General features: G+C 67.3%; 20 protein-coding genes. 8 read left to right on the top strand and 12 right to left on the bottom strand.

Annotated features, from left to right (window positions below; genetic code table 11):
• Position 1: 1 nt before the first annotated feature.
• The gene (locus AB4Z27_RS00595) at positions 2-448 is read right to left on the bottom strand and encodes a DUF305 domain-containing protein (protein WP_441643747.1); all 447 of its coding nucleotides are present in this window, start codon (positions 446-448) and stop codon (positions 2-4) included.
• 165 nt (positions 449-613) lie between these two features.
• On the opposite strand from AB4Z27_RS00595, the gene AB4Z27_RS00590 reads away from it, so the two are divergent.
• The 3 genes from AB4Z27_RS00590 (at position 614) to AB4Z27_RS00580 (ending at position 2,189) form a co-directional block, all read left to right on the top strand.
• Positions 614-1,237, top strand: a complete 624-nt coding sequence (locus AB4Z27_RS00590) for a DUF2239 family protein (RefSeq protein WP_441643746.1) — start codon at positions 614-616, stop codon at positions 1,235-1,237.
• The gene (locus tag AB4Z27_RS00585; RefSeq protein ID WP_441643745.1) at positions 1,234-1,635 is read left to right on the top strand and encodes a GFA family protein; all 402 of its coding nucleotides are present in this window, start codon (positions 1,234-1,236) and stop codon (positions 1,633-1,635) included. Before AB4Z27_RS00590 ends, AB4Z27_RS00585 begins: the two co-directional genes overlap by 4 nt.
• 77 nt (positions 1,636-1,712) lie before the next feature.
• Positions 1,713-2,189, top strand: coding sequence for a RidA family protein (locus AB4Z27_RS00580; RefSeq protein WP_441643744.1), 477 nt, complete (start codon positions 1,713-1,715; stop codon positions 2,187-2,189).
• 7 nt (positions 2,190-2,196) lie between these two features.
• Here AB4Z27_RS00580 and AB4Z27_RS00575 read toward each other — a convergent pair whose 3' ends face one another.
• The 3 genes from AB4Z27_RS00575 to AB4Z27_RS00565 all read right to left on the bottom strand — a co-directional run bounded on the left by AB4Z27_RS00575 (position 2,197) and on the right by AB4Z27_RS00565 (position 5,206).
• On the bottom strand, positions 2,197-2,895 hold the full coding sequence (locus tag AB4Z27_RS00575; protein WP_441643743.1) for an RraA family protein: 699 nt from the start codon (positions 2,893-2,895) through the stop codon (positions 2,197-2,199).
• 8 nt (positions 2,896-2,903) lie between these two features.
• Positions 2,904-3,899: a Bug family tripartite tricarboxylate transporter substrate binding protein gene (locus AB4Z27_RS00570; protein ID WP_441592805.1), complete on the bottom strand. Its 996-nt coding sequence runs from the start codon at positions 3,897-3,899 to the stop codon at positions 2,904-2,906.
• A gap of 101 nt (positions 3,900-4,000) precedes the next feature.
• A complete protein-coding gene (locus AB4Z27_RS00565) occupies positions 4,001-5,206 on the bottom strand; it encodes a pyridoxal phosphate-dependent aminotransferase (protein ID WP_441643742.1) in 1,206 nt (401 codons plus the stop codon).
• 132 nt (positions 5,207-5,338) lie between these two features.
• Here AB4Z27_RS00565 and AB4Z27_RS00560 point away from each other — a divergent pair, with 132 nt between their 5' ends.
• On the top strand, positions 5,339-6,286 hold the full coding sequence (locus AB4Z27_RS00560; RefSeq protein ID WP_255370812.1) for a LysR family transcriptional regulator: 948 nt from the start codon (positions 5,339-5,341) through the stop codon (positions 6,284-6,286).
• Between the two features lie 126 nt (positions 6,287-6,412).
• Positions 6,413-6,874: a GNAT family N-acetyltransferase gene (locus tag AB4Z27_RS00555; protein WP_441643741.1), complete on the top strand. Its 462-nt coding sequence runs from the start codon at positions 6,413-6,415 to the stop codon at positions 6,872-6,874.
• Positions 6,875-7,012: 138 nt separating this feature from the next.
• On the opposite strand, the gene AB4Z27_RS00550 is transcribed toward AB4Z27_RS00555, so the two are convergent.
• The gene (locus AB4Z27_RS00550; RefSeq protein ID WP_092294656.1) at positions 7,013-7,954 is read right to left on the bottom strand and encodes a LysR family transcriptional regulator; all 942 of its coding nucleotides are present in this window, start codon (positions 7,952-7,954) and stop codon (positions 7,013-7,015) included.
• Positions 7,955-8,064: 110 nt separating this feature from the next.
• Between AB4Z27_RS00550 and AB4Z27_RS00545 the strand changes: the two genes are divergently transcribed.
• The 3 genes from AB4Z27_RS00545 to AB4Z27_RS00535 all read left to right on the top strand — a co-directional run bounded on the left by AB4Z27_RS00545 (position 8,065) and on the right by AB4Z27_RS00535 (position 11,481).
• Positions 8,065-9,894, top strand: a complete 1,830-nt coding sequence (locus AB4Z27_RS00545) for a gamma-glutamyltransferase family protein (RefSeq protein WP_441643740.1) — start codon at positions 8,065-8,067, stop codon at positions 9,892-9,894.
• 96 nt (positions 9,895-9,990) lie between these two features.
• Positions 9,991-10,974, top strand: a complete 984-nt coding sequence (locus AB4Z27_RS00540) for a Bug family tripartite tricarboxylate transporter substrate binding protein (RefSeq protein ID WP_092294660.1) — start codon at positions 9,991-9,993, stop codon at positions 10,972-10,974.
• A gap of 6 nt (positions 10,975-10,980) precedes the next feature.
• Positions 10,981-11,481, top strand: coding sequence for a GAF domain-containing protein (locus tag AB4Z27_RS00535; protein WP_092294662.1), 501 nt, complete (start codon positions 10,981-10,983; stop codon positions 11,479-11,481).
• Between the two features lie 36 nt (positions 11,482-11,517).
• On the opposite strand, the gene AB4Z27_RS00530 is transcribed toward AB4Z27_RS00535, so the two are convergent.
• The 7 genes from AB4Z27_RS00530 to AB4Z27_RS00500 all read right to left on the bottom strand — a co-directional run bounded on the left by AB4Z27_RS00530 (position 11,518) and on the right by AB4Z27_RS00500 (position 21,026).
• Positions 11,518-12,240 carry an MgtC/SapB family protein gene (locus AB4Z27_RS00530; protein WP_092294664.1) on the bottom strand — a complete coding sequence of 241 codons (723 nt, stop codon included), beginning with the start codon at positions 12,238-12,240 and terminating at the stop codon, positions 11,518-11,520.
• Positions 12,241-12,285: 45 nt separating this feature from the next.
• Positions 12,286-13,227, bottom strand: a complete 942-nt coding sequence (locus tag AB4Z27_RS00525; protein ID WP_441643739.1) for a pyridoxamine 5'-phosphate oxidase family protein — start codon at positions 13,225-13,227, stop codon at positions 12,286-12,288.
• 36 nt (positions 13,228-13,263) lie between these two features.
• Positions 13,264-13,875, bottom strand: a complete 612-nt coding sequence (locus AB4Z27_RS00520) for a glutathione S-transferase family protein (protein WP_441592802.1) — start codon at positions 13,873-13,875, stop codon at positions 13,264-13,266.
• A gap of 121 nt (positions 13,876-13,996) precedes the next feature.
• The gene (locus AB4Z27_RS00515; RefSeq protein ID WP_441643738.1) at positions 13,997-14,896 is read right to left on the bottom strand and encodes a LysR family transcriptional regulator; all 900 of its coding nucleotides are present in this window, start codon (positions 14,894-14,896) and stop codon (positions 13,997-13,999) included.
• Between the two features lie 61 nt (positions 14,897-14,957).
• On the bottom strand, positions 14,958-15,941 hold the full coding sequence (locus AB4Z27_RS00510) for a Bug family tripartite tricarboxylate transporter substrate binding protein (protein ID WP_441643737.1): 984 nt from the start codon (positions 15,939-15,941) through the stop codon (positions 14,958-14,960).
• A gap of 23 nt (positions 15,942-15,964) precedes the next feature.
• Positions 15,965-17,689 carry an AMP-binding protein gene (locus AB4Z27_RS00505; protein WP_441592799.1) on the bottom strand — a complete coding sequence of 575 codons (1,725 nt, stop codon included), beginning with the start codon at positions 17,687-17,689 and terminating at the stop codon, positions 15,965-15,967.
• 31 nt (positions 17,690-17,720) lie between these two features.
• A complete protein-coding gene (locus tag AB4Z27_RS00500; RefSeq protein ID WP_441643736.1) occupies positions 17,721-21,026 on the bottom strand; it encodes a carboxyl transferase domain-containing protein in 3,306 nt (1,101 codons plus the stop codon).
• Between the last annotated feature and the right edge of the window lie 138 nt (positions 21,027-21,164).

The raw sequence follows: 21,164 nt of genomic DNA, 5'->3' as shown, positions 1-21,164 counted from the left end.
ATCAGTGCGCGTGAGCGGAATGGCTGGGGGTGGTGGGTTGGCTGGCCGATTGGGCCGGATCGGGGCGGGTGGGCGCCGGCGCGGATGGGGGCAGGGGCTGTCCGAGCGCGAGCCGCATCGCGGCAATCTCCTGCAACTGGTCGACGATGATTTCCTGCGCGATGCGTCGGAGCTGCTCGTTCTTGCCGTGGCGCAGCTCGGCCATGGCCATGTCGATGGCGCCCTGATGGTGGGGAATCATCATCGCGACGAAGTCCTCGTCGACGTTGCCGCTGGGCTTGACCGCCATGTCGTCCATCATTTTTGTCATGGCGGYATCGCTTTCCGACAGGAACGCAGCGCTGTCAGGGCTGGCGGGCGGGGCGGCGACGGCGGGCAGCGCAAGGGCGGCCAATAACGGCAGGAGGAACTTTAGCGGTGGTGATGGGGATCGGTGATGACTGGGCACGGGGCTCCTCGTGAAGGGTGGCGGCCTGGTTGCGGCCGCATGCCCCGTAAACGCAGGACACCCTGCTGTTATTCCCTCGCCACCTCAGGGTAAATTTATACCCGGGTAATATTGACTTTAATTTTATCCGGGTATAAATTGCGGACGTCATCACGGGGAGCCACCATGAGCCCAATCGATCATCTTCCGTCCCATACCGCCTTCGAAGGCCATCGTCGCCTCGCCTCCGGCCCGCTCGGCGTGGTTGCGCTCGCGGTCAGGCGGGCGATGGAGGGGGGCACCAGCGACCCGGTGCTGGTGTTCGACAACGCCACCGGGCGCACCATCGACATCGACACACGCGGCAGCGAWGCGGACATCGTCGCCCGTTTTAGCCCGGAGGGTGGGCGTGCCGATGCCGCCGATCAGGAAGACGCCCCGGACGCGCCGCGCGGCAGGGGCCGCCCCAAACTAGGCGTCGTGGCGCGCGAGGTCACGCTAYTGCCGCGCCACTGGGACTGGCTCGCCCAGCAGCCGGGCGGGGCCTCCGTGGCGCTGCGCAAGCTCGTGGAAGAGGCACGCCGCGCCAATGCCCATGGCGATAACCGCCGCGTAGCGCGGGAGCGCGCGTATCACTTCATGTCCGCCATCGCCGGGGATCTTCCGGGCTTCGAGGAAGCGTCCCGCGCGCTGTTCGCGGATGACCGGCAACGCATGGACGAAATGATCGCCGGATGGCCGGAGGACGTGCGCGGGCATGTGGTGTGGCTGGGGTTTGGGGGTGGTGCGGAAGCCAGGAGGCAGCCATGAAACCATTGCTCGCTGGCGGATGCCTGTGCGGTGCGGTCYGTTACTCGGTAAATGACGAATTCGCCTACGCGTTGAACTGCCACTGTTCAAATTGTCGTCGCTCGACAGGCTCCGCGTTCAAGCCCTTCGCAGGGATCGAGCGCGAAAAATTGCAGATCACGCAAGGCGAGGACGAGGTATTGATTTTCGGTGACGCAAAGGCGTCTCACGATGTCCGTTGCAAGCGATGCGGAAGCCTGATGTTCTCGGTGGTTCGTGATGGCGCCTTCGTCCACGTCACCTTGGGCACGCTCGCCGACACGCCCAGCATTCGTCCCAGWGCGCATATCTTCGTGGGCTCCAAGGCGCCGTGGTATTCGATTACTGACCAACTGCCACAGTACGATGAATTCGATTAGACGGCCGGCGTCATCTCAGACAAACGCAGCGCAATCGATTACGCTTTACCCTTTCGACAGCGTTGGTGAAGGTGCTCATGACAAGAGACGACAAGCTGCGGCAGATCGCGGCGGAATTCGGATTTGATCCGGACGAGGAAATCAAGATCGGTGGAAAGTACACGCCTGTTTTGGTGGATGGGAACGTAGCCTACGTTGCTGGCCAAATCCCGCGAGTTGGGGAAACGGTGCGCTTCGTTGGCGTAGTGGGCGACTCCATTTCGCTCGACGAAGCGCGTCGTGCAGCAGGGACTTCGACGCTGCGTGCCCTGTCTCTAATCAAGAAAAGCTGCGGAACGCTCGACGCGATACAGGCGGTGCCGCGCATCACCGTATTTGTGCGAAGCGCGCCAGACTTCACGATGCAAAGCGAAGTCGCCGACGGCGCCTCTGACGTCTTGTATGCGGTGCTTGGCGACGTCGGCATACACACTCGCTCGTCTGTTGGTGTATTGCAATTGCCAAAAGGCGCGTCGATAGAAGTGGATTTTATTTTTACGGTGYGGCCTGTGTAGTGGGGCTCTATAGCACCTGCCCCGGCGCAAGCACCCCCGAGGCCGATAGCGCAGAGGCAAGCCAGGCGGGGCTTGTCTCCGCGCCGGATTGGATATTGGCAATCCGTTTGCGTTCTGCTTCCAGCTTATCCGCCGCAAGTTCAAGTATGGTGGCGACTTTCTCGCGTTCGATCACGACCACGCCGTCGGCATCTCCCACAATCAGATCGCCCGGGCGTACGGTCACGCCGCCGCATTGGACCGGGTGATTGATCAGGCCGGGGACAAGCTTGGTCGGGCCATTGGCATTCGTCCCGACGGCGTACATCGGGAAACCCAGTTCGCCAATCTCGTCGCGATCCCGCGCGGCCGCGTCCAGGACGACCCCTGCCACGCCCTTGGCCCGGCACTGGTTCGCCATGATCGCGCCCATCAGGGCGCACGTCTGATCCGCCTTGCCATCGACAACGATGACATCGCCGGGTCTGGCCATCGCAATTGCGGCATGAATCATGAGGTTGTCTCCGGGGCGAACCTCGACGGTCAGCGCCGTCCCGCACAAGCGGGATCGAGAATCCAGCGGCGCCACGCGGCCGTGCATGCCGCCGCGGCGGCCATTGACATCCGCCAGCAGCGAGGAGGCGAATTGCGAAGCACGTGCTACGAGGTCCGGTGATACACGCGCGATATCGGTCACGATGGCGCGGAAGTCCTGGCTGTCTTTCATCGGGATTCTCAGTTTGCGGTAACGTTGGCGGCCTTGATCACGCCCGCCCACTTCTGTCTGTCGGCCTTCAGGAATTCTCGGAACTTCTCCGACGAGTTACCCACGACCTCCATGCCATCCTGTTGCAGTCGCTGCGCGATATCGGGCTGCCGCAGYACCTGCTGCACCTCTTTTTGCAGCCGTGCGACCACCGGAGCCGGCGTCCCCTTCGGCGCACACAGGCCGGTCCAGGCCACGGGCTCGAAGTCCTTCACGCCCGCTTCGGCAAACGTCGGCACATCGGGCAAYCCGTCCAGCCGATGGGAGGCGGCGACGCCGAGTACCCGCAACTTGCCCGACTTCGCGTACTGCAAGGAGCTGATCGGCTGGTCAAATATGAGGGATACCTGGCCACCGAGCAGGTCGGCCATGGCCTGGCCGGTGCCCTTGTAAGGCACATGCACGATATCAATCCCGGTACGCAGCTTGAGCATCTCGCCCGCGAGGTGGCCCGCCGTGCCATTGCCAGAAGAGGCGTAGTTGAGCTTGCCGGGGTTCGCCTTGGCATAGGCGATCAGCTCCTTGACGTTGTGGATGTTCAGCGACGCGTTGACCAGGGCCACGTATGGCGTATTGGCAATCAGCGACACCGGCACGATGTCCGCCTGGGCGTCATAGCTCATCTTTTGCAGGCTTGGCTGGATCGACAACATGCCTGTGGTGCAGATCATGAGCGTATGGCCATCGGCGGGGGCCTTGAGCATGGTGTCGGCGGCGATGTTGCCACCCGCTCCCGGCCGGTTGTCGATCAGCACTTGCTTCCCSAGCGCATCGGCAAGTTTCGGCGCGATCAAGCGGGCGACGATATCGTTCGAGCCCCCCGGCGAGAAGCCGATAAGAATGCGGATCGGCCGGGTTGGCCAGGCTTCCTCCGCCGTCGCAACGCTTGTGGCGGCAAGCGAGACACAGACGGCAAGGAGCTTCAGAAAAGCTGGGCGAATCAGGGGGCTGGGCAGGCTGCGCATGATGTTTCGTTTCGTCGTTGTAGAGGAAGTGTTGCGCTGGCGGAACTGTCGGCGGATCTCTGCGGATCTCTGCATGTTTGTAAGGTGTCTTCGTGGCGGCGCTACGCAAGCAGGGTTTCGGCCGCGTGCGCAATGCGCCGGGTGCCTTCTGCCAGCACTTCCATGCTGGTGGCGAACGAGAGCCGGAAATGGGTATCGACCCCATAGGCAGAGCCAGGCAGGAAGGCGATGTTGGCCGCGTCAAGCGACCAGGCTGCCCATTGGTCACTGTTCCGGATGGCGAGGCCTTCGCTGGTCCGGCGTCCGAAAAGGCCGGCACATGACGCGAAGAGATAGAAGGCACCGGCTGGCGGTTTGCACGCGATGCCCTCGATACGGTTCAGCGCTTCCACCACGAAGTCGCGGCGTTGCCGATAGACGTCGCGGTTCGCCGCGATAAAGTCTTGCGGCCCTTCCAGCGCGGCGAGCGCAGCGGCCTGCGCCACGGCATTGGCGCACGAAGTGCTTTGCGATTGCAGCTTGGTCATGGCCTTGATCAACGCTGCCGGCCCGCCGGCATAGCCAATTCGCCAGCCGGTCATGGCATAGGCTTTCGATACGCCATTGATCGTCAGCGTCCGGTCGGCCAGTTGCGGGCACACCTGCGCGATGGTGAAAAACCCCGTGCCGTCGTACATCAGGTGCTCGTAGATGTCGTCGGTCATGATCCACACATGGGGGTGGCGGCTCAGGACTTCGCCGAGCGCGACCAGTTCGTCACGGCTATAGGCCGCGCCGCTCGGATTGTTCGGCGCGTTCAGCATGAGCCAGCGGGTACGCGGCGTGATGGCGCCCTCCAGCGACTGTGGCGTTAGCTTGAAGCCCATTTCCGGCGAGCCGGGAACGAATACGGGCGTACCGCCCGCGAACAGCGTGATGTCAGGATAGGACACCCAGTACGGCGCGGGAATGATGACTTCATCGCCGGCCTGCACCGTGCATAGCATCGCGTTGAAAATCACTTGCTTTGCGCCAGTGCTGACGATGATCTCGCTGGGCCTGTAGCTCAGCGCGTTTTCGCGTGAGAACTTGCGCGCAACCGCCTCTCGCAGTTCGGACGTTCCGCCCACATCGGTGTAACCGGTTTTGCCCGACTGCATCGTCACCMGGGCGGCCTCGCAGATGTGCGCGGGCGTGGCAAAGTCCGGCTCTCCGGCCGTCAGGCCGATGACATCACGGCCGGCGGCCCGCAGCTCGCGGACGCGCTGCCCTGCCATGGAACTGGGGGATGGTTTGATGCGGTTGAGTCTGTCGGCAAGCTTCAGCATGGGCGGTTCACTGGTGGATCGATGGACACCAGTATGTGAGCCCTCTCCGCATGCCACAAACGAGTAATAAGATTGCTTTGCTATTCTTTAAATTCCTGGATTGCTTCATAGTGGTGCCTAATCCGTCATTCAATGGGTGAAAAAACCGTGAATGTGACATTAAAGCAACTTGAAGCCTTCTATTTCAGCGTCACGAGCGCGTCATTCACCGTCGCGGCCGCMAAGCTGTTTACGACGCAATCAGCCGTCTCGAAGCGCGTGATCGAACTCGAACAGGCACTGGGCGTGCAACTGGTGCACCGCATGCCCAAGGGTCTCGTCCCTACGCAGGCTGGCGCGCGGCTCATGCCGATTGCCGAAGAGTCGATGGTGCTCAAGGACCGAATTGCGCGAGAGGTCGGCCTGGACAACGAAGTGCGCGGCACGTTCCGCATCGGCGTGACCGAACTCGTGGCGCTGACATGGCTGACACGCCTGTTGCGCGAATTGAAGTTGACGCACCCCGCACTCGAGATCGAGCCCGTGGTCGATGCTGGCCTAAGCCTGTTCGCCGCGCTGGAAGCCAATACGATTGATCTGACCATTTTGCCCGGGACGTACTGGGGCGATGCCTACCGGTGTGTCGAAGTTGGCCGGGTGGAGGATCTCTGGATGGCCAGCCCAAAGCTGGACATCCCCGATCGCCCACTCAAGCCCAATGAGCTTGCCGAATATCCGGTGTTGCAACAGGCGGCCGGCTCTGCAAAGAATGCGTTCTATGGTTCCTGGAACCGTGAACACGGATTCCAGTTCAAGAAGGTCTTTTCCACCAACAGCCTCACGGTGTTGCGGGAGTTAACGATCGAGGGACTGGGCGTCAGTCAATTAGCGGTCGACTACTTCGCCTCGGATATCAATGACGGCCTGCTGCGCGTAGTCCGGACCGATCCAATGCCGCCTCCCCTCATCTACTCGGCCGTGTATCGGCAATCCGGTTTCTCGCGGGCCCTGGATGTCATCTCAGAAACGGCTGGCAATGTATGCAATTTCAAGCGGGGACCCTATGACCTTGCGGAAAGGCGGGTACGCATGATGCGGTAAGACAGCGCACGCGAATCGCTCTTATCGGGACGCGATCCACACGCCGTACGCCACAGCAATCCACGCCGCCTCGCGGCTCACGTGTGACAGACTGGTGCTTTCCAACGTCGCCTTGCGAAGACCCCCGTGAACCTCCGAAGCTTCCAACCAGGCGATGAACCAGCGTTGTTCCGCGTGTTCTTCACCGCCATCCACGAAATCGCCGCCAGGGACTATTCCCCCGAGCAAATCGCAGCCTGGGCGCCAGCCGACTTTGACATGGCCCTATGGGCACCGCGGGTCCAAAAGCTCCGGCCCTTCGTCGTCGAACTMGAWAATGAGATCGTCGGTTATGCCGACGTTCAGCCCAACGGCTACATCGATCACTTCTATGTGTCGGGTTTCCATCCCCGGCAGGGAATCGGGACCCTGCTGATGACGCGTATTCACGAGGAGGCCGTGAATCTGGGGATAACGGCACTCACCTCAAACGTGAGCAAGACGGCCGAGCCCTTTTTCGCGCGCCACGGTTTTCACGTGGTCGAACGGAATTTCCCAGTCTGTCGGGGCGTGACGCTGGAAAACGCCCTGATGCGGAAGATGCTTTGACCAAAAAAAAGCCCGCGACGAAGCCGTCGCGGGTGCGGGTACAAATGTCGAGGGGTCAATCACGACAAGCACATTGTCCATGAATGTATGAGACATGGCGTCCCCTCGCACGGAGGGCACGCACTCTGAGTGAAGTGACTATTGAGCCGCTTCTCGCAGCGCCTCCACCAGCGACGTCATCAATTCGTTATCTTCCAGCCCCCGTCGCCACATGAGGCCGACGGGCGGCAAGTCCCAGCTCAGCGCAAAGGGCAGGGTGGCGGCACCGCCCAGTTCCACCAGTTCGGCGGCCACCGAGCGCGGCACGATGGTGATGGCGTCCGGCTGGCGGCGCAGCAGGGTGGCCATCGGCTTGATCGAGTAGGTTTCGACCGTGGGCAGCGGCGGCGCCACGCCGGCCACCGCGAACATCGTATTGATGGTGCGGCGCACCGGCGTGTGCGGGGGCGGCAGGATCCAGTCCCGCTCCGACAGGCGTTTCCAGTCCAGCCCCGCCCGGGAGAGCCGCGCGGCGGCGTCCGCCGGCACCACCAGCACCGGTTCCTCCCGATACAGCGGCTGCTGGACGATATCCTCGCCCGCCAGGTAGAACGAGCGCGCGATCACGCAATCGAGTTCGTGCTGGCGCAGCGCGTTGACCAGTTCGTCGGTGGTCCCCTCCCGTACCAGCATCGAGATGCGCGGCGTGTGGCGCAGGCCGAAGTCCAGCGCGGCATCGAGCACGCCGCGCGCCACGTAGGGAATCACGCCGATCCGCAGCCGCCCGCGCAGGCCGGCCTCGATCACCGTCAGCTCGCGCCCCAGCGCCTCGGCATCGGCCAGCGCCGTGCGCGCGTGGGCCAGCACGGCCACGCCGGTCGGTGTCGGCTCCAGGCCCTGCCGGGTGCGGGTGAACAGCGGCGTCAGGAAAATGTCCTCGATCTCGCGCAGCGCCTTGGTCACGGCCGGCTGGGAGAGATTGAGTTCGGCGGCCACGCGCGAGACAGAGCGCTGGCGCTCGAGCGCCAGCAGCAGCGGCAGATGGCGCAGGCGCAGGCGCGAGACCACGTTGTGGAGCAGCTTGTCGGACGAAATGGGCATGATGGCGAAGGAGCGATATAACCAAATGGTAATGCAACAATAATTTTTTCGCCGTTTGCAGTTATTCCGGGCTCCTATACTCAAATGCATTCGATACCAGTCATTAGGCCATGTTCACCACCCGTCCGGAAATCGTTGGCACCTTCGGCGTTGCCGCCTCCACCCACTGGCTTGCCACGCAGACCGCGATGGGCGTGCTCGAGCGGGGCGGCAATGCCTACGATGCGGCCGTCGCCGGGGGCTTTGTGCTCCAGGTCGTGGAACCGCACCTGAACGGCCCGGGCGGCGAAGTGCCGATCCTGTATTGGGATGAAAAGACGCGCGCGATGCGCTCGGTCTGCGGCCAGGGCCCCGCGCCCGCGCTGGCGGACCCCGAGGCGCTGCGCGCCCAGGGTATGGAGCTGATGCCCGGCATCGGCCTGATGCCCGCCACMGTGCCCGGCGCGTTCGGCGCGTGGCTGACCATGTTGCGCGACCACGGCACGTGGTCGCTGGCGGACGTGCTCGCGCCCGCCATCGGCTATGCGCGCGATGGCTTCCCGCTGGTGCCGCGTATCTCGCAGGCCATCCTGGCCGTGCAGTCGCTGTTYCGCGACGAATGGCACAGCTCGGCTGATACGTGGCTGCCGGACGGCAAGGTGCCGCGCCCCGGCGCGCTCCACCGGCTGCCGGTGCTGGCCGACACCTATACCCGCATTATCGAGACGGCCCAGTCCGCGAGCGACTCCCGCACGGGCCAGATCGATGCCGCCATGGACTGCTGGTACCGCGGCTTCGTGGCCGAGGCCATCGACGCCTACTGCCGCGACACCCCGGTGCGCGACACCACCGGCGAGAAGCACACCGGCCTGCTGCGCTACGACGACCTCGCCCAGTGGGCGCCCACGGTAGAAGCCCCGGTGACGCTGGACTTCGGCCGCTATACCGTGGCCAAGTGCGATATCTGGAGCCAGGGTCCGATGTTCCTGCAGCAGCTCGGCATGCTGCGCCACGCCGGGCTGGAAGCCCACGCGCCCACGTCCCCCGAATTCGTCCACAAGATTGCCGAGGCCGCCAAGCTGGCGATGGCCGACCGTACCGCCTGGTACGGCGACCCCCGCTTCACCGAAAGCAAGCTCTGCGCGCTGCTCAATCCGCACTACCTGGCCGCGCGCGCGGCGGGCATCGGCGAGCAGGCCGCGCTGACCATGACGGCGGGCACGCTGAAGGGCGAGGCGCCGCGCATGCCGGACCTCGACGTCGCCACGCGCACGCTGGCCACCGCCGACGTGCGCTTCGGCGTGGGCGAGCCCACCTTTGCCGCGCTGCCGCCCGTGACCGAATGGGCCGAGCGCGAGCTGTTCGTGGGCGATACCTGCCATATCGACGTGATCGACCGCCACGGCAACATGGTGGCGGCCACGCCGTCCGGCGGCTGGCTGTCGTCGAGCCCGACGATTCCGTCGCTCGGCTTCGCGCTGAACACGCGCCTGCAGATGACCTGGCTCGAGCCGGGCCTGCCGAACACGCTGGCACCGGGCAAGCGCCCGTGCACCACGCTGTCGCCGTCGATGGCGCTGCGCGACGGSGAGCCGTACATGGTCTTCGGCACGCCTGGTGGCGACCAGCAGGACCAGTGGTCCCTGGCATTCTTCCTGCGTCATGCCGTGCATGGCATGAACCTCCAGGAGGCCATCGACGCGCCGGCCTGGCATATCGATCATTTCCCGGGTTCGTTCTGGCCGCGCCAGACCGTGCTCAACCGCATCAGCATCGAGTCGCGCTTTCCGGCGGCCACGCTGGAGGCGCTGCGCGCGCGCGGGCACGAGGTGCGCGTGGGCGACGACTGGTCCGAGGGCCGCATGTCGGCCTGCTCGCGCGAGCGCGATGCCCAGGGCCGGCTGGTGCTGCGCGCGGGCGCCAATGCGCGTGGGATGCAAGGCTATGCCGTGGGCCGCTGACGGGGCGGCAGGCATGGAAGGTATCGCGATAGCGGTATCGCACAAACAGTCGGCCCGCACGGGGCGGTCCGCACGAAGACAGAGGGAGTTGCAGTCATGAGGTCCGTAGTCAAGAGCCTGCTGTGCGGCGCCGCCGCGCTGGCAATGTCGTTCGCCGCCATTTCGGGGGCTGGTGCCGCCGATGCCTATCCGACAAAACCGATCACGCTGATCGTGCCCTGGGCCGCCGGCGGCTCCACGGACATCCTGGCGCGCGTGCTGTCCGAACACCTGACCAAGTCGCTCGGCCAGCCGGTCATCGTCGACAACCGCCCCGGCGCCTCGGGCAATATCGGCTCGGCCACGGTCGCCCGGGCCCAGCCGGACGGCTACACGCTGCTGATTGGCTCGATGAGCACCCACGCGATGAACCCCTCGCTGATGCCCAACATGCCGTTCAAGGGCGTGGAGGACTTCACCCCGCTGGGGCTGCTGGCCTACGTGACGAACACCATGGTGGTGCATCCGTCGGTGCCGGCGAAGAACGTCAAGGAACTGATTGCCTACGCCAAGGCCAATCCGGGCAAGCTGGCCTACGCCAGCGCCGGCTCCGGCTCCACCAACCACCTGAGCGCGGTGCTGTTCGCCAAGATGGCCGGCGTGGACATGCTCCACGTGCCGTACAAGGGCGGCGCCCCGGCCGTGGTGGATCTCGTGGCAGGCCAGACGCAACTGCTGTTCTCCGCCGGCACCCAGACGCTGCCGCACGTGAAGGCCGGCAAGCTGCGCCTGCTGGCGGTGACCGAAGCCAAGCGCTCGCCGCTGCTGCCGGACGTGCCCACGGTGGGCGAGACGCTGCCCGGCTATGAGCTGTCCGTGTGGTACGGCGCCTTCGGCCCGAAGAACATGCCGGCCGAGCTGGTGACGCGCCTGAACAGCGAGATCAACCGGATCATGACGCTGCCGGAAGTGAAGGCCAAGATGGACAGCATCGGCGTGGAGACCACCACGTCCACGCCGCAGGCGTTCGGCAAGATCCTGCGCCGTGACGCGGACCGCTACGGCAAGCTGATCCGCGAACTCGGCATCAAGGCGGAGTAAGCGTCGATGGTAGAACTCGCCAACCTGGCGCGGCTGAATACGCTGTGCGACCAGTTGCGCCACGCGGCGACGCCGGTGGCCGTGATGGATGCGGTGGGGCAGGCCACGCTGGACCTGCTCGGCCCCGGCCTGCTGACGATCAAYACGTGGCAGGCCGAGACCGGCGAGATCGGGCGGCTGTGGTCGTCCGATCCGGCCGCCTACCCGGTGGGTGGGAAGAAGGTCAAGGGCGACACGTCCTGGACGCGCCAGTTGCTGGTGCGCGGCGAGGTGTTCGTCGGCGAGGGCGACGCGGCGCTGGCCGCCGTCTTCGACGACATCGCCGTGATCCGTGGCCTGGGTCTGAATGGCGTGGTCAACGTGCCGCTCTGCGAGGGCGGCCGGGTGATCGGCACCTTTAACTACCTGACCGCCGTGGAAAGCTGGACCGGTGACCAGATCACCGTGCTGCGGGTGCTCGGCCAGATGGCCCTGCCCGCCGTGGCGGCGCTCGCCGCCAACCGCTAAAGCCGCATAAGCCGYTGAACCCCGGCGCCGGCGCTGCTACTCGGTGGTGCTGGCGCTCCAGAAGGCCTGGCTGACCACGCTCGTGGCGCCCAGCCTGGCCACCATCGCGTCCAGCGCGTCGCCCTCCACCGAGGCGGCTGCCAGCACCGCTTCGATCTCCACATCCTGTTCACCGAACGCCCGCACCTCCAGGTCACGGGTGGGGAAGTCGGCCGCATCCAGCGCTTCCTCCAGCAGCCGCATGGCGAGTTTCTGGTGCTCGCGCGCGGTAATCACGTGCACGGTATGGGTGACTTCCACGGCAGGCGTGTCGATGGGCTGGCGGTTGATGCGGTCCACCACGGGCCGCAGCAGCGTGTTGGCGGCCAGCACGAACAGCGCGCCGATGGCCGCCTCCATGATCAGGTCCGCCCCGGCGCACGCGCCGACCGCCGCCGAGCCCCACAGCGTGGCCGCCGTGTTGAGGCCGCGCACATTGCCTTCCTCGCGCATGATCACGCCGGCGCCCAGGAAACCGATGCCGGACACCACGTAGGCCACCACGCGCACCGCGCCATCGTGGCCGGCGAGATGGTTGGCCATGTCCACGAAGATCGCCGCGCCCACGGCCACCAGCACATTGGTGCGCAGCCCGGCCGTGCGCTGGCGGTACTGGCGCTCGTAGCCGATCATGCCGCCGAGCACGAACGCGGCGGCGAGGCTGATCGCCGTATCGAGCAGCGATTGCGGATTGATGTTTTGCAGCGCTTCCAGGGACATGATCGCGGACTCCGGGGCCAGGCGTCGCGCGATTGTGTCACAGGGCTATGACCGGGGCAAAGCGTCCGGGGCGTGCCAGACCAGCGGCAGCGCCGCCTCGCGCCAGACCACGCGGTCCGGTATCACGCGCCAGAGCCGTTCGGCGCCTTCCCAGTTGGCGATCTCCGGGGAGTCGGTCAGCACCTCGGCCCGGCCCGAAAGCTGGAGCAGGTTGCCGGTGGTGTAGTCCACGAAGGCCAGTCCGGCAATCGGGTTGGCGGCCAGATTTCCCAGCGTATTGAAGAAGCGGTTGCCCGAGTAGTCGGGAATCGTCAGCCCGCCGTCCGCATCGAGCCGGACGAAGCCGCGCGGCCCGCCCCGATGSGATACATCCACCTGCCGGCTGCCATCGGCCAGATCCACGTAGGACGCCACGAAGAAGGTATCCGYGCCGGCGATCAGCGCGCGCGCCCGCTCGTCCAGGGCYGGCAGGACCTGCGGCGGCTGGTCGGACGCCACSCCRGGRTCGCGCGTGAAATCGAACGCGCGCTGCTGGATGTACTGCGGGCAGTTGCCGAAGCTCTGGCCCACGGCCAGCCGGAAGCCGTCCGGGCCGGTGCGCTCCACCCGGCCGTTCATGCGATTGCGGCGCCGCGTCATGGGATCGATGCCGAGCAGGCCGAGGGCGTTGCCGTCGTCCATGCCGGCGTCGGCCGGGTCGGCGGGCTCTCGCGCCACTGCCACGTCCAGCACGCGCGGGTCCGGGGAGTGGAGGAAGCCGGGCGCCCCGGCGCGCAGCGTGGCCCAGACGCGCCCATCCGGCGCCACCGTGCCGAGCACGACCAGCGGAAGCTGTTGGAAGAAGTCGCGATGCTGGTCGGGCATGTAGTCCCGCACCACGCGCGGGCCGACCTCTGCCATGCGCGCCTGCACGCCGGCGCGCTCCTGCAGCAGGCGTTCGCCGGTATGCCAGGGCAGATCCGGGAGGAGGGCGGCGTGGGAGGACATGTTGGGCTCCGGTAGGGTGGATGGCGGGGGCGGCAATCAGGCGGCGAGCCCGACGGCGGTCTTCTGGAACGGCACGAAGCCGGGCAGCGTTTCCACGCGCGCCAGCCATTGCCGCACGTGGGTGTAGTCGCTCAGGTCGACAAAGCCTTCCGGCGCGCTGGCGGTATAGCTGTACAGCGCCACATCGGCAATCGTCGGCTGATCGGCGGCAATCCACTGGCGGCCTGTCAGCGCGCGGTTCATGCGGCCCAGCACCAGATGTGCCCGGGCAATGACCTGCTCGCTGTTCAGCGGCGCGCCGAACACCGTAATCAGGCGTGCCGAGGCCGGCCCGGCCGCGAGGTCGCCCGCGGCCACGGACAGCCAGCGCTGCACGGCGGCGGCGCCGGCGGGGGTCTCGGGCAGCCAGTCGGTCCGGCCCAGCGTTTTGGCCAGATAGACCATGATCGCGTTGGAGTCCGGCAGCACCGTGTCCCCATCCACCAGCACGGGCACCTGGCCGAACGGGTTCAGGGCGAGGAATTCCGGGGCCTTYTGGGCGCCGGCGCGCAGGTCCACGTCGATGAGTTCGACTGGCTGGCCGATCAGGGCGAGGAACAGCCGCACGCGGTGCGAGTGGCCGGAGAGGGGGTAGGCATACAGTTTCATGTCGGATCCTGGTTGGGATGGTCCGACTATAGGTGCCTTTCGGCGCACGAAAAACCGCCGCCGGCAGAAGGCACTCTTGCGCCAACGCGAAGAATGCCCAGTTGCCGCCTGCCGAGCCGCTCTAGCGCAGGGACGGCGCGGCGCGCAACGTCTCGATGGCGAGGTCCAGGAAGGCGCGCACCTTGTGCATCGCGTGGCGGCCCTCGCGATGGATCACGTTGATCGGCAGCGGCGCCGGCTCGAAGTCGGCCAGCACGACCTGCAGGCGGCCGTCGCGCAATTCATCGGCAATCTGGTACGACAGCACGCGCGCCAGCCCGAAGCCGTCCACGGCCGCCGCGATGGCCGAATCGTTGGTGGTGGTGGCCATGCGCGGGGCGAGGCGCGTGGGCGTCATCTCGCCGCCGGCGAGAAAGCGCCATTCCGGCAAGGTGGAGATGCCGGTGGTCTGGATCACGGTGTGCGCCGGCAGGTCCGCCGGCGTCGCCGGCACCCCGTGCTGCGCCAGGTAGGCGGGCGACGCGCAGACCACGCGCCGCACATGGCCGACCGGCACCGCCTGGAGCGAGGAGGCGGGCAGCTCGCCAATGCGGATGCCGACGTCGATGCCCTCGTCGACGAAATTGACGATGCGGTCGATAAACAGGCAGTGGACGTCCACCTCCGGGTAGCGCCGCAGGTACTCGACCACGATCGGCGTGACGAAGCGGCGGCCGAACAGCACCGAGGCCGTGATCGACAGCTGCCCGCGCGGCGCCGCGTGGGCGCCCGTGGTGGCGAGTTCGGCGTCGTCGATCTCGGCCAGGATGCGCCGGCAGTCCTCGTAGTAGGTGGCGCCGGTGTCCGTCGGGCGCACCAGCCGCGTGGTCCGCGTGAGCAGCCGCACGCCAAGGTGGGCTTCGAGGTCGGTGACGATGCGGCTGACCACCGACAGCGAAATATCGAGCTTGCGCGCGGCCGCGGTGAAGCCACCGCTCTCCACCACGGTGACAAAGGTCTTCATGGCCTGCAATCGATCCACGCGAGGTCTCCCTGAAACGATCCGGGGAGTATATCGGGAGACGCCGGCCTATAGCATCGCCTTACGACGCCACCTTGATCCCCGACTGGCTGACCAGCGCCTGCCACACTTGCTGGTCCCGCTTGAGCAGGGCGCCGAACTCCGGCGCCGTGGTGCCGCGCGGCAGCATGCCGCTTTCGGCCAGCATCTTGGCACCGGCCGGGGATTTGACAATGGTCGCGATCTCGGCGGACAGCCGCTGCACCAGCGGGGCGGGCGTCTTGGCGGGGGCGAGCATGCCGATCCAGCCGATCGACTCGAAGCCCGTGAAGCCGGCTTCGGCGAAGGTCGGCACGTTCGGCATGGACGGCACCCGCGCCGGCCCCAGCGTGGCGAGCACCTTGATCCGGCCGGCGTCGCCATAAGTCTTGGCCATCACCGTGGAGACGAAGCCGGCGGGCAACTGCTTGGCGAGCAGGTCCGCGATGGCGGCGGTGTCGCCCTTGTACGCCGCGTGCACGATGTTGAGGTTGGCGCGGCGCTTGAGCAGYTCGCCGTACAGATGGCCGGTGGAGCCCACGCCCAGGCTGCCGTAGGCCGAGCCGGGGTTCTGRCGCGCGTACTCGACGTACTCCGCCAGCGTCTTGGCAGGGATGGCATCGCTGGCGACAAAGACCTGCGCGGCGTCCGCCACCAGCGTCAGCGGCTCGAAGTCGGTCATCGGGTTGTAGAGCGGCTGCGGCTGGATCAGCGGACTCTGGATCAGCGCGGTGTTGGTGAACAGCAGCGTGCGGCCGTCCGGCGCCGCCGAGGCCACAGCCGCCGCGCCGATCATGCCGGCGGCGCCGGGGCGGTTGTCCACGATCACGCTGGTCTTCAGCGAGGCACCGAGTTTGTCCGCGATAAAGCGCGTGATGGCGTCCGTGGAGCCGCCGGGCGGGTAGGGCAGTACGATCCGGATCGGACCGGAGGGGGTGGGCTGCTGCGCCCAGGCGGGGCGGCCGAGGGCCAGGCCGCCGAGCGTGGCGGCGGACAGTTTGAGCAGGGTGCGTCGCGGCGTGTTCATCGGGTGTCTCCTCTTTTGTCTTGTTAGTTCTGCTCGAACTGCGCCTGCAGTTCCACCTTGCGGACCTTGCCGGTGGCCGTCATTGGCAGTTCCGCCACCAGGCGGATCTCCGGCACCTTGTAGCTCGCCATATGCTCGCGGCACCAGCCCAGCAGGTCGTCGCCGGTGACGGCGGCATGCTCGGGGCGCAGCCGGATGAAGGCCACGGGCACCTGCCCGCGCTCCGGGTCTGGCCGCGGCACCACGGCCGAGCCGAGCACGGCCGGATGCCGGCCCAGCAGCACTTCCAGCTCGGACGGAAACACGCTCATGCCGCGCACCTTGATCATCTCCTTGCGGCGACCGAGGAAGTGGAGATAGCCGGCCTCGTCGTAGGCGCCGATGTCGCCGGTATGGAACCAGCCGTTGCGGAACACCTCGGCGTTGGCTTCCGGGCGGCCCCAGTAGCCCTTGAACAGCGAGGGCGTGCTGACCACGATCTCGCCTTCCTCGCCCACCGGCAGCACCTTGCCGGTCTCGAAATCGCAGATCTTGATGCGCGTGCCGGGCACGGGCAGGCCCACGAAGATCGGGCGGCCGTGCAGGTCCATGTCGTCGGTCTGCATGCCGGTGGTGAAGGTGTCGCTGGTGTGCGTCTCGGTCATGCCCCAGGCACCCTCGGCCAGGATGCCGCCGGTCAGCGCCTGCCACTGGCGGCGCAGGTCCGGCGTGAGCTTGCGGATAAACGACGCCACGCGCGTGTGTTGCAGCGTGCGCAGGTCGTGGCGGGGGAGGTCCGGGTGCTGGAGCAGTTCGACGATGCTGTCCACCACCATGAAGGTCCGGTTCACGCGGTAGCGGTCCACGGCGGCCATCACGGCCGAGGGGTCCCAGCGCGCCAGCAGCACCAGCGTGGCGCCGCTGAAGATCGGGTAGATCAGGCCGAGGTTCTCACCGGCGATCCAGAACATCGGCAGGAAGTTCAGCATCACGTCCGAAGAGGGCTGGGCCGGGTCGCGGCCCGCCTGCCCGCTGGCCACCGCCAGCGAGGCGGCGGCGGTGTAGAGCATGTCCCGCTGCGTGTGCATGCAGCCCTTCGGCATGCCGGTGGTGCCGCCGGTGTAGTTGAGCGCCGCCAGGGCGTCCAGATCCACCTGCGCGTCGCGCACGTTGCCGGTGCACAGGCGCACGGCGGTCATCAGGTCGATGGTGCCGGCGTGCTCGACGGGCGGCGCATCCAGCCCGGCGGGCACCGGCAGCGTCGGCTGGGCCGGCAGGAACTCGCCCGGCGAGGTGCGGAACACCGTGGCCACGGGCGTCTGCGCCTTCACGGCCATCAGCATCGGCACCAGCGAATCGAGCGCGATGACGGTGGTGGCGCCGGCATCGTTCAGCTCGTAGGCCAGCTCGTGTTCCTTGAACAGCGGGTTGACCGGCACGTAGACCGCGCCAATCTTGAGGATCGCGTAGAACACGATATGGAACTGGGGGCAGTTGCCGAGCAGCACGGCCACGCGCTCGCCCGGCCCGGCGCCGTGGCCGCGCAGCAGCTCCGCGCAGCGTTCGCTGAGGTCGTCGAGTTCGGCATAGGTCAGCGTGGTGCCGTAGTAGACCAGCGCCGGGCGGTCTGGCTGCACGCGCGCCCAGGCGCGCAGGGTGTCACCCAGTCCGATCTCGCCGTGCGGGTAGTGCGGGGCGGTAGGCAGGCCAGCCGGCCAGATGCGGGCGTGGCGGGCGTCCAGGTCGGCAAAGAAGGCGGTCTCTTCCATCGTGTCTCCGGGGCGTTGGACGAACAGGGGGTTACCAGGCGTCTACATAGCGGCGCGGCGGGATGTCGCGCGGGGCGGGTTCCAGCCCTGCCAGCAGCCAGCGGCGTGTCTCGGCGGGATCGATCACGGCGTCGATCTCCAGCCCGGCGGCGGCGTTGATCGCGTGGCCGCGCTCGTACATTTGCGCTACCAGCTGTTGATAGAGCGCGTCGCGCTCGGGGCCTTCGGGCAGCGCCTCCAGTTCCTTGCGGAAGCCKAGCCGCACGGCGCCCTCCAGCCCCATCCCGCCGAACTCGCCGGTGGGCCACGAGATGGTGAAGGCCGGCGCGCGGAAGCCGCCGGCTGCCATCGCCATCGCACCGAGTCCGTAGCCCTTGCGCAGCACCACGGCCATGAACGGCACGCGCAGCTTGGCGCCGAGCACGAACAGGCGGGACACGTGCCGCACCTGCGCGCGCGCCTCGATCTCGGGGCCGACCATGAACCCCGGCGTGTCGATCAGCGAGACGATGGGCAGCCCGTGGGTGTCGCACAGCTGCATGAAGCGCGCGGCCTTGTCGGCGGCGTCCACGTCGATAGCGCCGCCGAGGTGGCGCGGGTTGTTGGCGACGATGCCGACCGGGCGCCCCGCGATGCGCGCGAGCGCCGTATGCACGCCCGTGCCGTAGCCGGCGCGCAGTTCGAGCAGGCTGTCCACGTCCGCAATGCCCTGCATGGCCGCCCGCGTGTCGTAGACGCGCAGGCGGTTCTCGGGCACCACGCCGCGCAGCAGCAGCGGGTCGGGCGCCTGCCAGTCCTGCGTGCGGCCCTGGAACATCGACAGATAGTGCTTGGCGGCCTGCACGGCAGCGGCCTCGTTGTCGACGAGCAGGTCCACCACGCCGTTCTGGAACTGCACGGCAGCGGGGCCGATGTCCTCGGGGCGATACACCCCCAGCCCGCCGCCCTCGATCATCGCCGGGCCGGCCATGCCGATGTTGGCGTCGCGTGTGGCGATGATGACGTCGCAGCAGCCGAGCAGTGCGGCATTGCCGGCAAAGCAGCGGCCCGCCGCGATGCCGATCACCGGCACCTCGCCGCTCAGGCTGGCGAACGCCGCGAACGACGGCTGGTAGAGCCCGGCCACGGTCGGGAAATCGACATCGCCGGGCCGGCCGCCGCCGCCTTCGGCAAAGATCACCGTGGGCAGCTTCTGGTCCGCGGCGACTTGCAGGATGCGGTCAGTCTTGATGTGGTTGCGCTTGCCCTGCGTGCCGGCCAGCACGGTGGCGTCATAGGCCAGCACCGCGCAGCGGGCTGCCTCGGGTGCGAAGCGGGCGCCGTTGACGCGCCCCGTGCCGGTGATCAGGCCATCGGCAGGGGTGTTGGCGATCAGGTCCTCGGCGCTGCGCCGGCTGGCCTGCGCCGCCACCGCGTAGGCGCCGTACTCGACGAAGCTGTCGGCATCGCACAGGTCCGCCACGTTCTCGCGCGCGGTGCGCTGGGCACGGGCATGGCGCTTGGCCACGGCGTCCGGGCGGGCGGCGTCGGCGAGGAAGGCGTCGCGGTCGAACACGCGCTGCAGGTCTGGTCGTACGGCGCGCGGATCGGCGCCTGCGGTGCGGTGCTGCGCTGCACCGGTGGTCTCCATCGGCTCCAGCACCAGCAGGATCTGGTTCTCGGTGGTCTGCGCGCCGGCGCCGAGGCGCACGTCGATCACGCGGCCGGCGGCCTCGGCGACGATGGTGTGCTCCATCTTCATGGCGTCGAGGATGGCCACGGTCTGGCCCGGCTGCACGATGGCGTCCTCGTTGACGCGCATCTCGACCACACGGCCGTTCATCGGCGCGCGGATGGCGATGAGGCCTTCGCCGGGCGCTGCTTCACTGCCCGCAGCCAGCGCGCTGGCCGGTACGCCGGCGGGCTGGCCGCTGGTGGCATCGCGGGTGGCAGCCGTGGCAGCGATGCGCCTCGCGTGCTCCAGCAGTTCTGGCAGGATCGCCTCGAAATGGCGCGTATGCACGTGCTGGGTGGCGAAGTCCTCGCGCGCGACCAGCGCCCGCAACAGGTCGATATTGGTCGGCACGCCGTCGATGCGGAACTCGGCCAGCGCGCGGCGCAGTCGGCGCACGGCGTCGTCGAAGCGCGGCGCGGCGGCGGTGACGATGAGCTTGGCCAGCAGTGAGTCATAGCCCGGCGGCGGGGCATAGCCGGTGTAGCCGTGGGTATCCACGCGCACGTCCGGGCCGCTGGGCGGATCGAAGCGCTCGAGCCGGCCCTGCGCGGGCCGCGCGAGACCCTGGGCGTCGGTGGCCTCGGCGTTGATCCGTAGCTGGATGGCATAGCCGCGCGGGGCGGGCGGCGCCTGCGGATCGAGCCCCGCCTCGCGCAGCGAGCGGCCCTGCGCGAGGGCAAGCTGCGTCGCCACCAGATCCACGCCGGTGACCTGCTCGGTTATCGTGTGCTCGACCTGAAGGCGCGGGTTCGCTTCGATAAAGACGAAGCCGCGCGGCTCRCCGGCTTCCGTGGTCTCCACGAGGAACTCGAACGTSCCRAGGCTGCGATAGCCCACCTCGCGCGCCATTACGGTGGCGGCATGGAGGATGCGCTCGCGCAGGCCCGCCGTGAGCACCGGGCTCGGGGCGATCTCGACCAGCTTCTGGAAGCGCCGCTGCAGCGTGCAGTCGCGCTCGCCCAGCGCCACCACGTCTCGCCCATCGCCCACGATCTGCACTTCGATATGSCGCGCGCGCTCGACCAGCCGCTCCGCGTAGATCTCGTCCACGCCGAAGGCGCTGCGCGCTTCCGAGCGGCAGCGCGCGTAGGCTTCCGCGAGCGCCTCCGCCTCGCGCACGATGCGCATGCCGCGCCCGCCACCGCCGCCCACGGCTTTCAGCACGATCCCGTTGCCTTGCTGGGCGTGGAAGAACGCCGTGATGGCGTCAAGCGTGGCACCACCGGGCGTGGCGGGCATGACCGGCACGTCGCAGCGCGCCGCCAGTGCCARCGCGCGGCCCTTGTCGCCGAACAGCCCAAGCTGCTCGGGCGTGGGGCCGACGAAGACGATGCCCGCATCGGCGCACGCCTGCGCAAAGTCGGCCCGCTCGCTCAGGAAGCCGTAGCCGGGGTGAATCGCATCGGCGCCGGTGGCGCGCGCGGCGCCGAGCATCGCGTCGATATCGAGGTAGGCCGCCGGGCCGCTGCCCGGTAGYGCCACCGATTCGTCGGCCAGCATGCGGTGGCGGCACTGGGCGTCGTCGGCGGCGTAGACGGCCACCGTGGCGATGCCAAGATCCTGGGCCGCCCGTTGGACACGCAGCGCAATCTCGCCGCGATTTGCAATCAGAAGCTTCTTCACTGGCTGGATTCCCGAGGTTGACGACGTGGGATGCAAGCCAGACTGTAAGGGGCGGCGGCCACCGGTCACAACGTGAATCGGACACGCATGGCGCAAGTTTCATTACGGCCATGCACGGCCTGTATGACCGGTGCTGCG

The organism is Cupriavidus sp. KB_39 (assembly GCF_052114485.1).
Classification (GTDB): domain Bacteria; phylum Pseudomonadota; class Gammaproteobacteria; order Burkholderiales; family Burkholderiaceae; genus Cupriavidus.
Note: the sequence above shows the minus strand (reverse complement) of the source record. Positions and strands in the feature narration are given on the sequence as shown.

What these genes read in the sequence shown, in the direction of transcription:
- AB4Z27_RS00540 (WP_092294660.1), top strand. Translation starts at nt 9,991, where the DNA reads ATGAGGTCCGTAGTCAAGAGCCTGCTGTGCGGCGCCGCCGCGCTGGCA.
- AB4Z27_RS00530 (WP_092294664.1), bottom strand. Translation starts at nt 12,240, where the DNA reads ATGTCCCTGGAAGCGCTGCAAAACATCAATCCGCAATCGCTGCTCGAT.
- AB4Z27_RS00575 (WP_441643743.1), bottom strand. Translation starts at nt 2,895, where the DNA reads ATGAAAGACAGCCAGGACTTCCGCGCCATCGTGACCGATATCGCGCGT.
- AB4Z27_RS00505 (WP_441592799.1), bottom strand. Translation starts at nt 17,689, where the DNA reads ATGGAAGAGACCGCCTTCTTTGCCGACCTGGACGCCCGCCACGCCCGC.
- AB4Z27_RS00550 (WP_092294656.1), bottom strand. Translation starts at nt 7,954, where the DNA reads ATGCCCATTTCGTCCGACAAGCTGCTCCACAACGTGGTCTCGCGCCTG.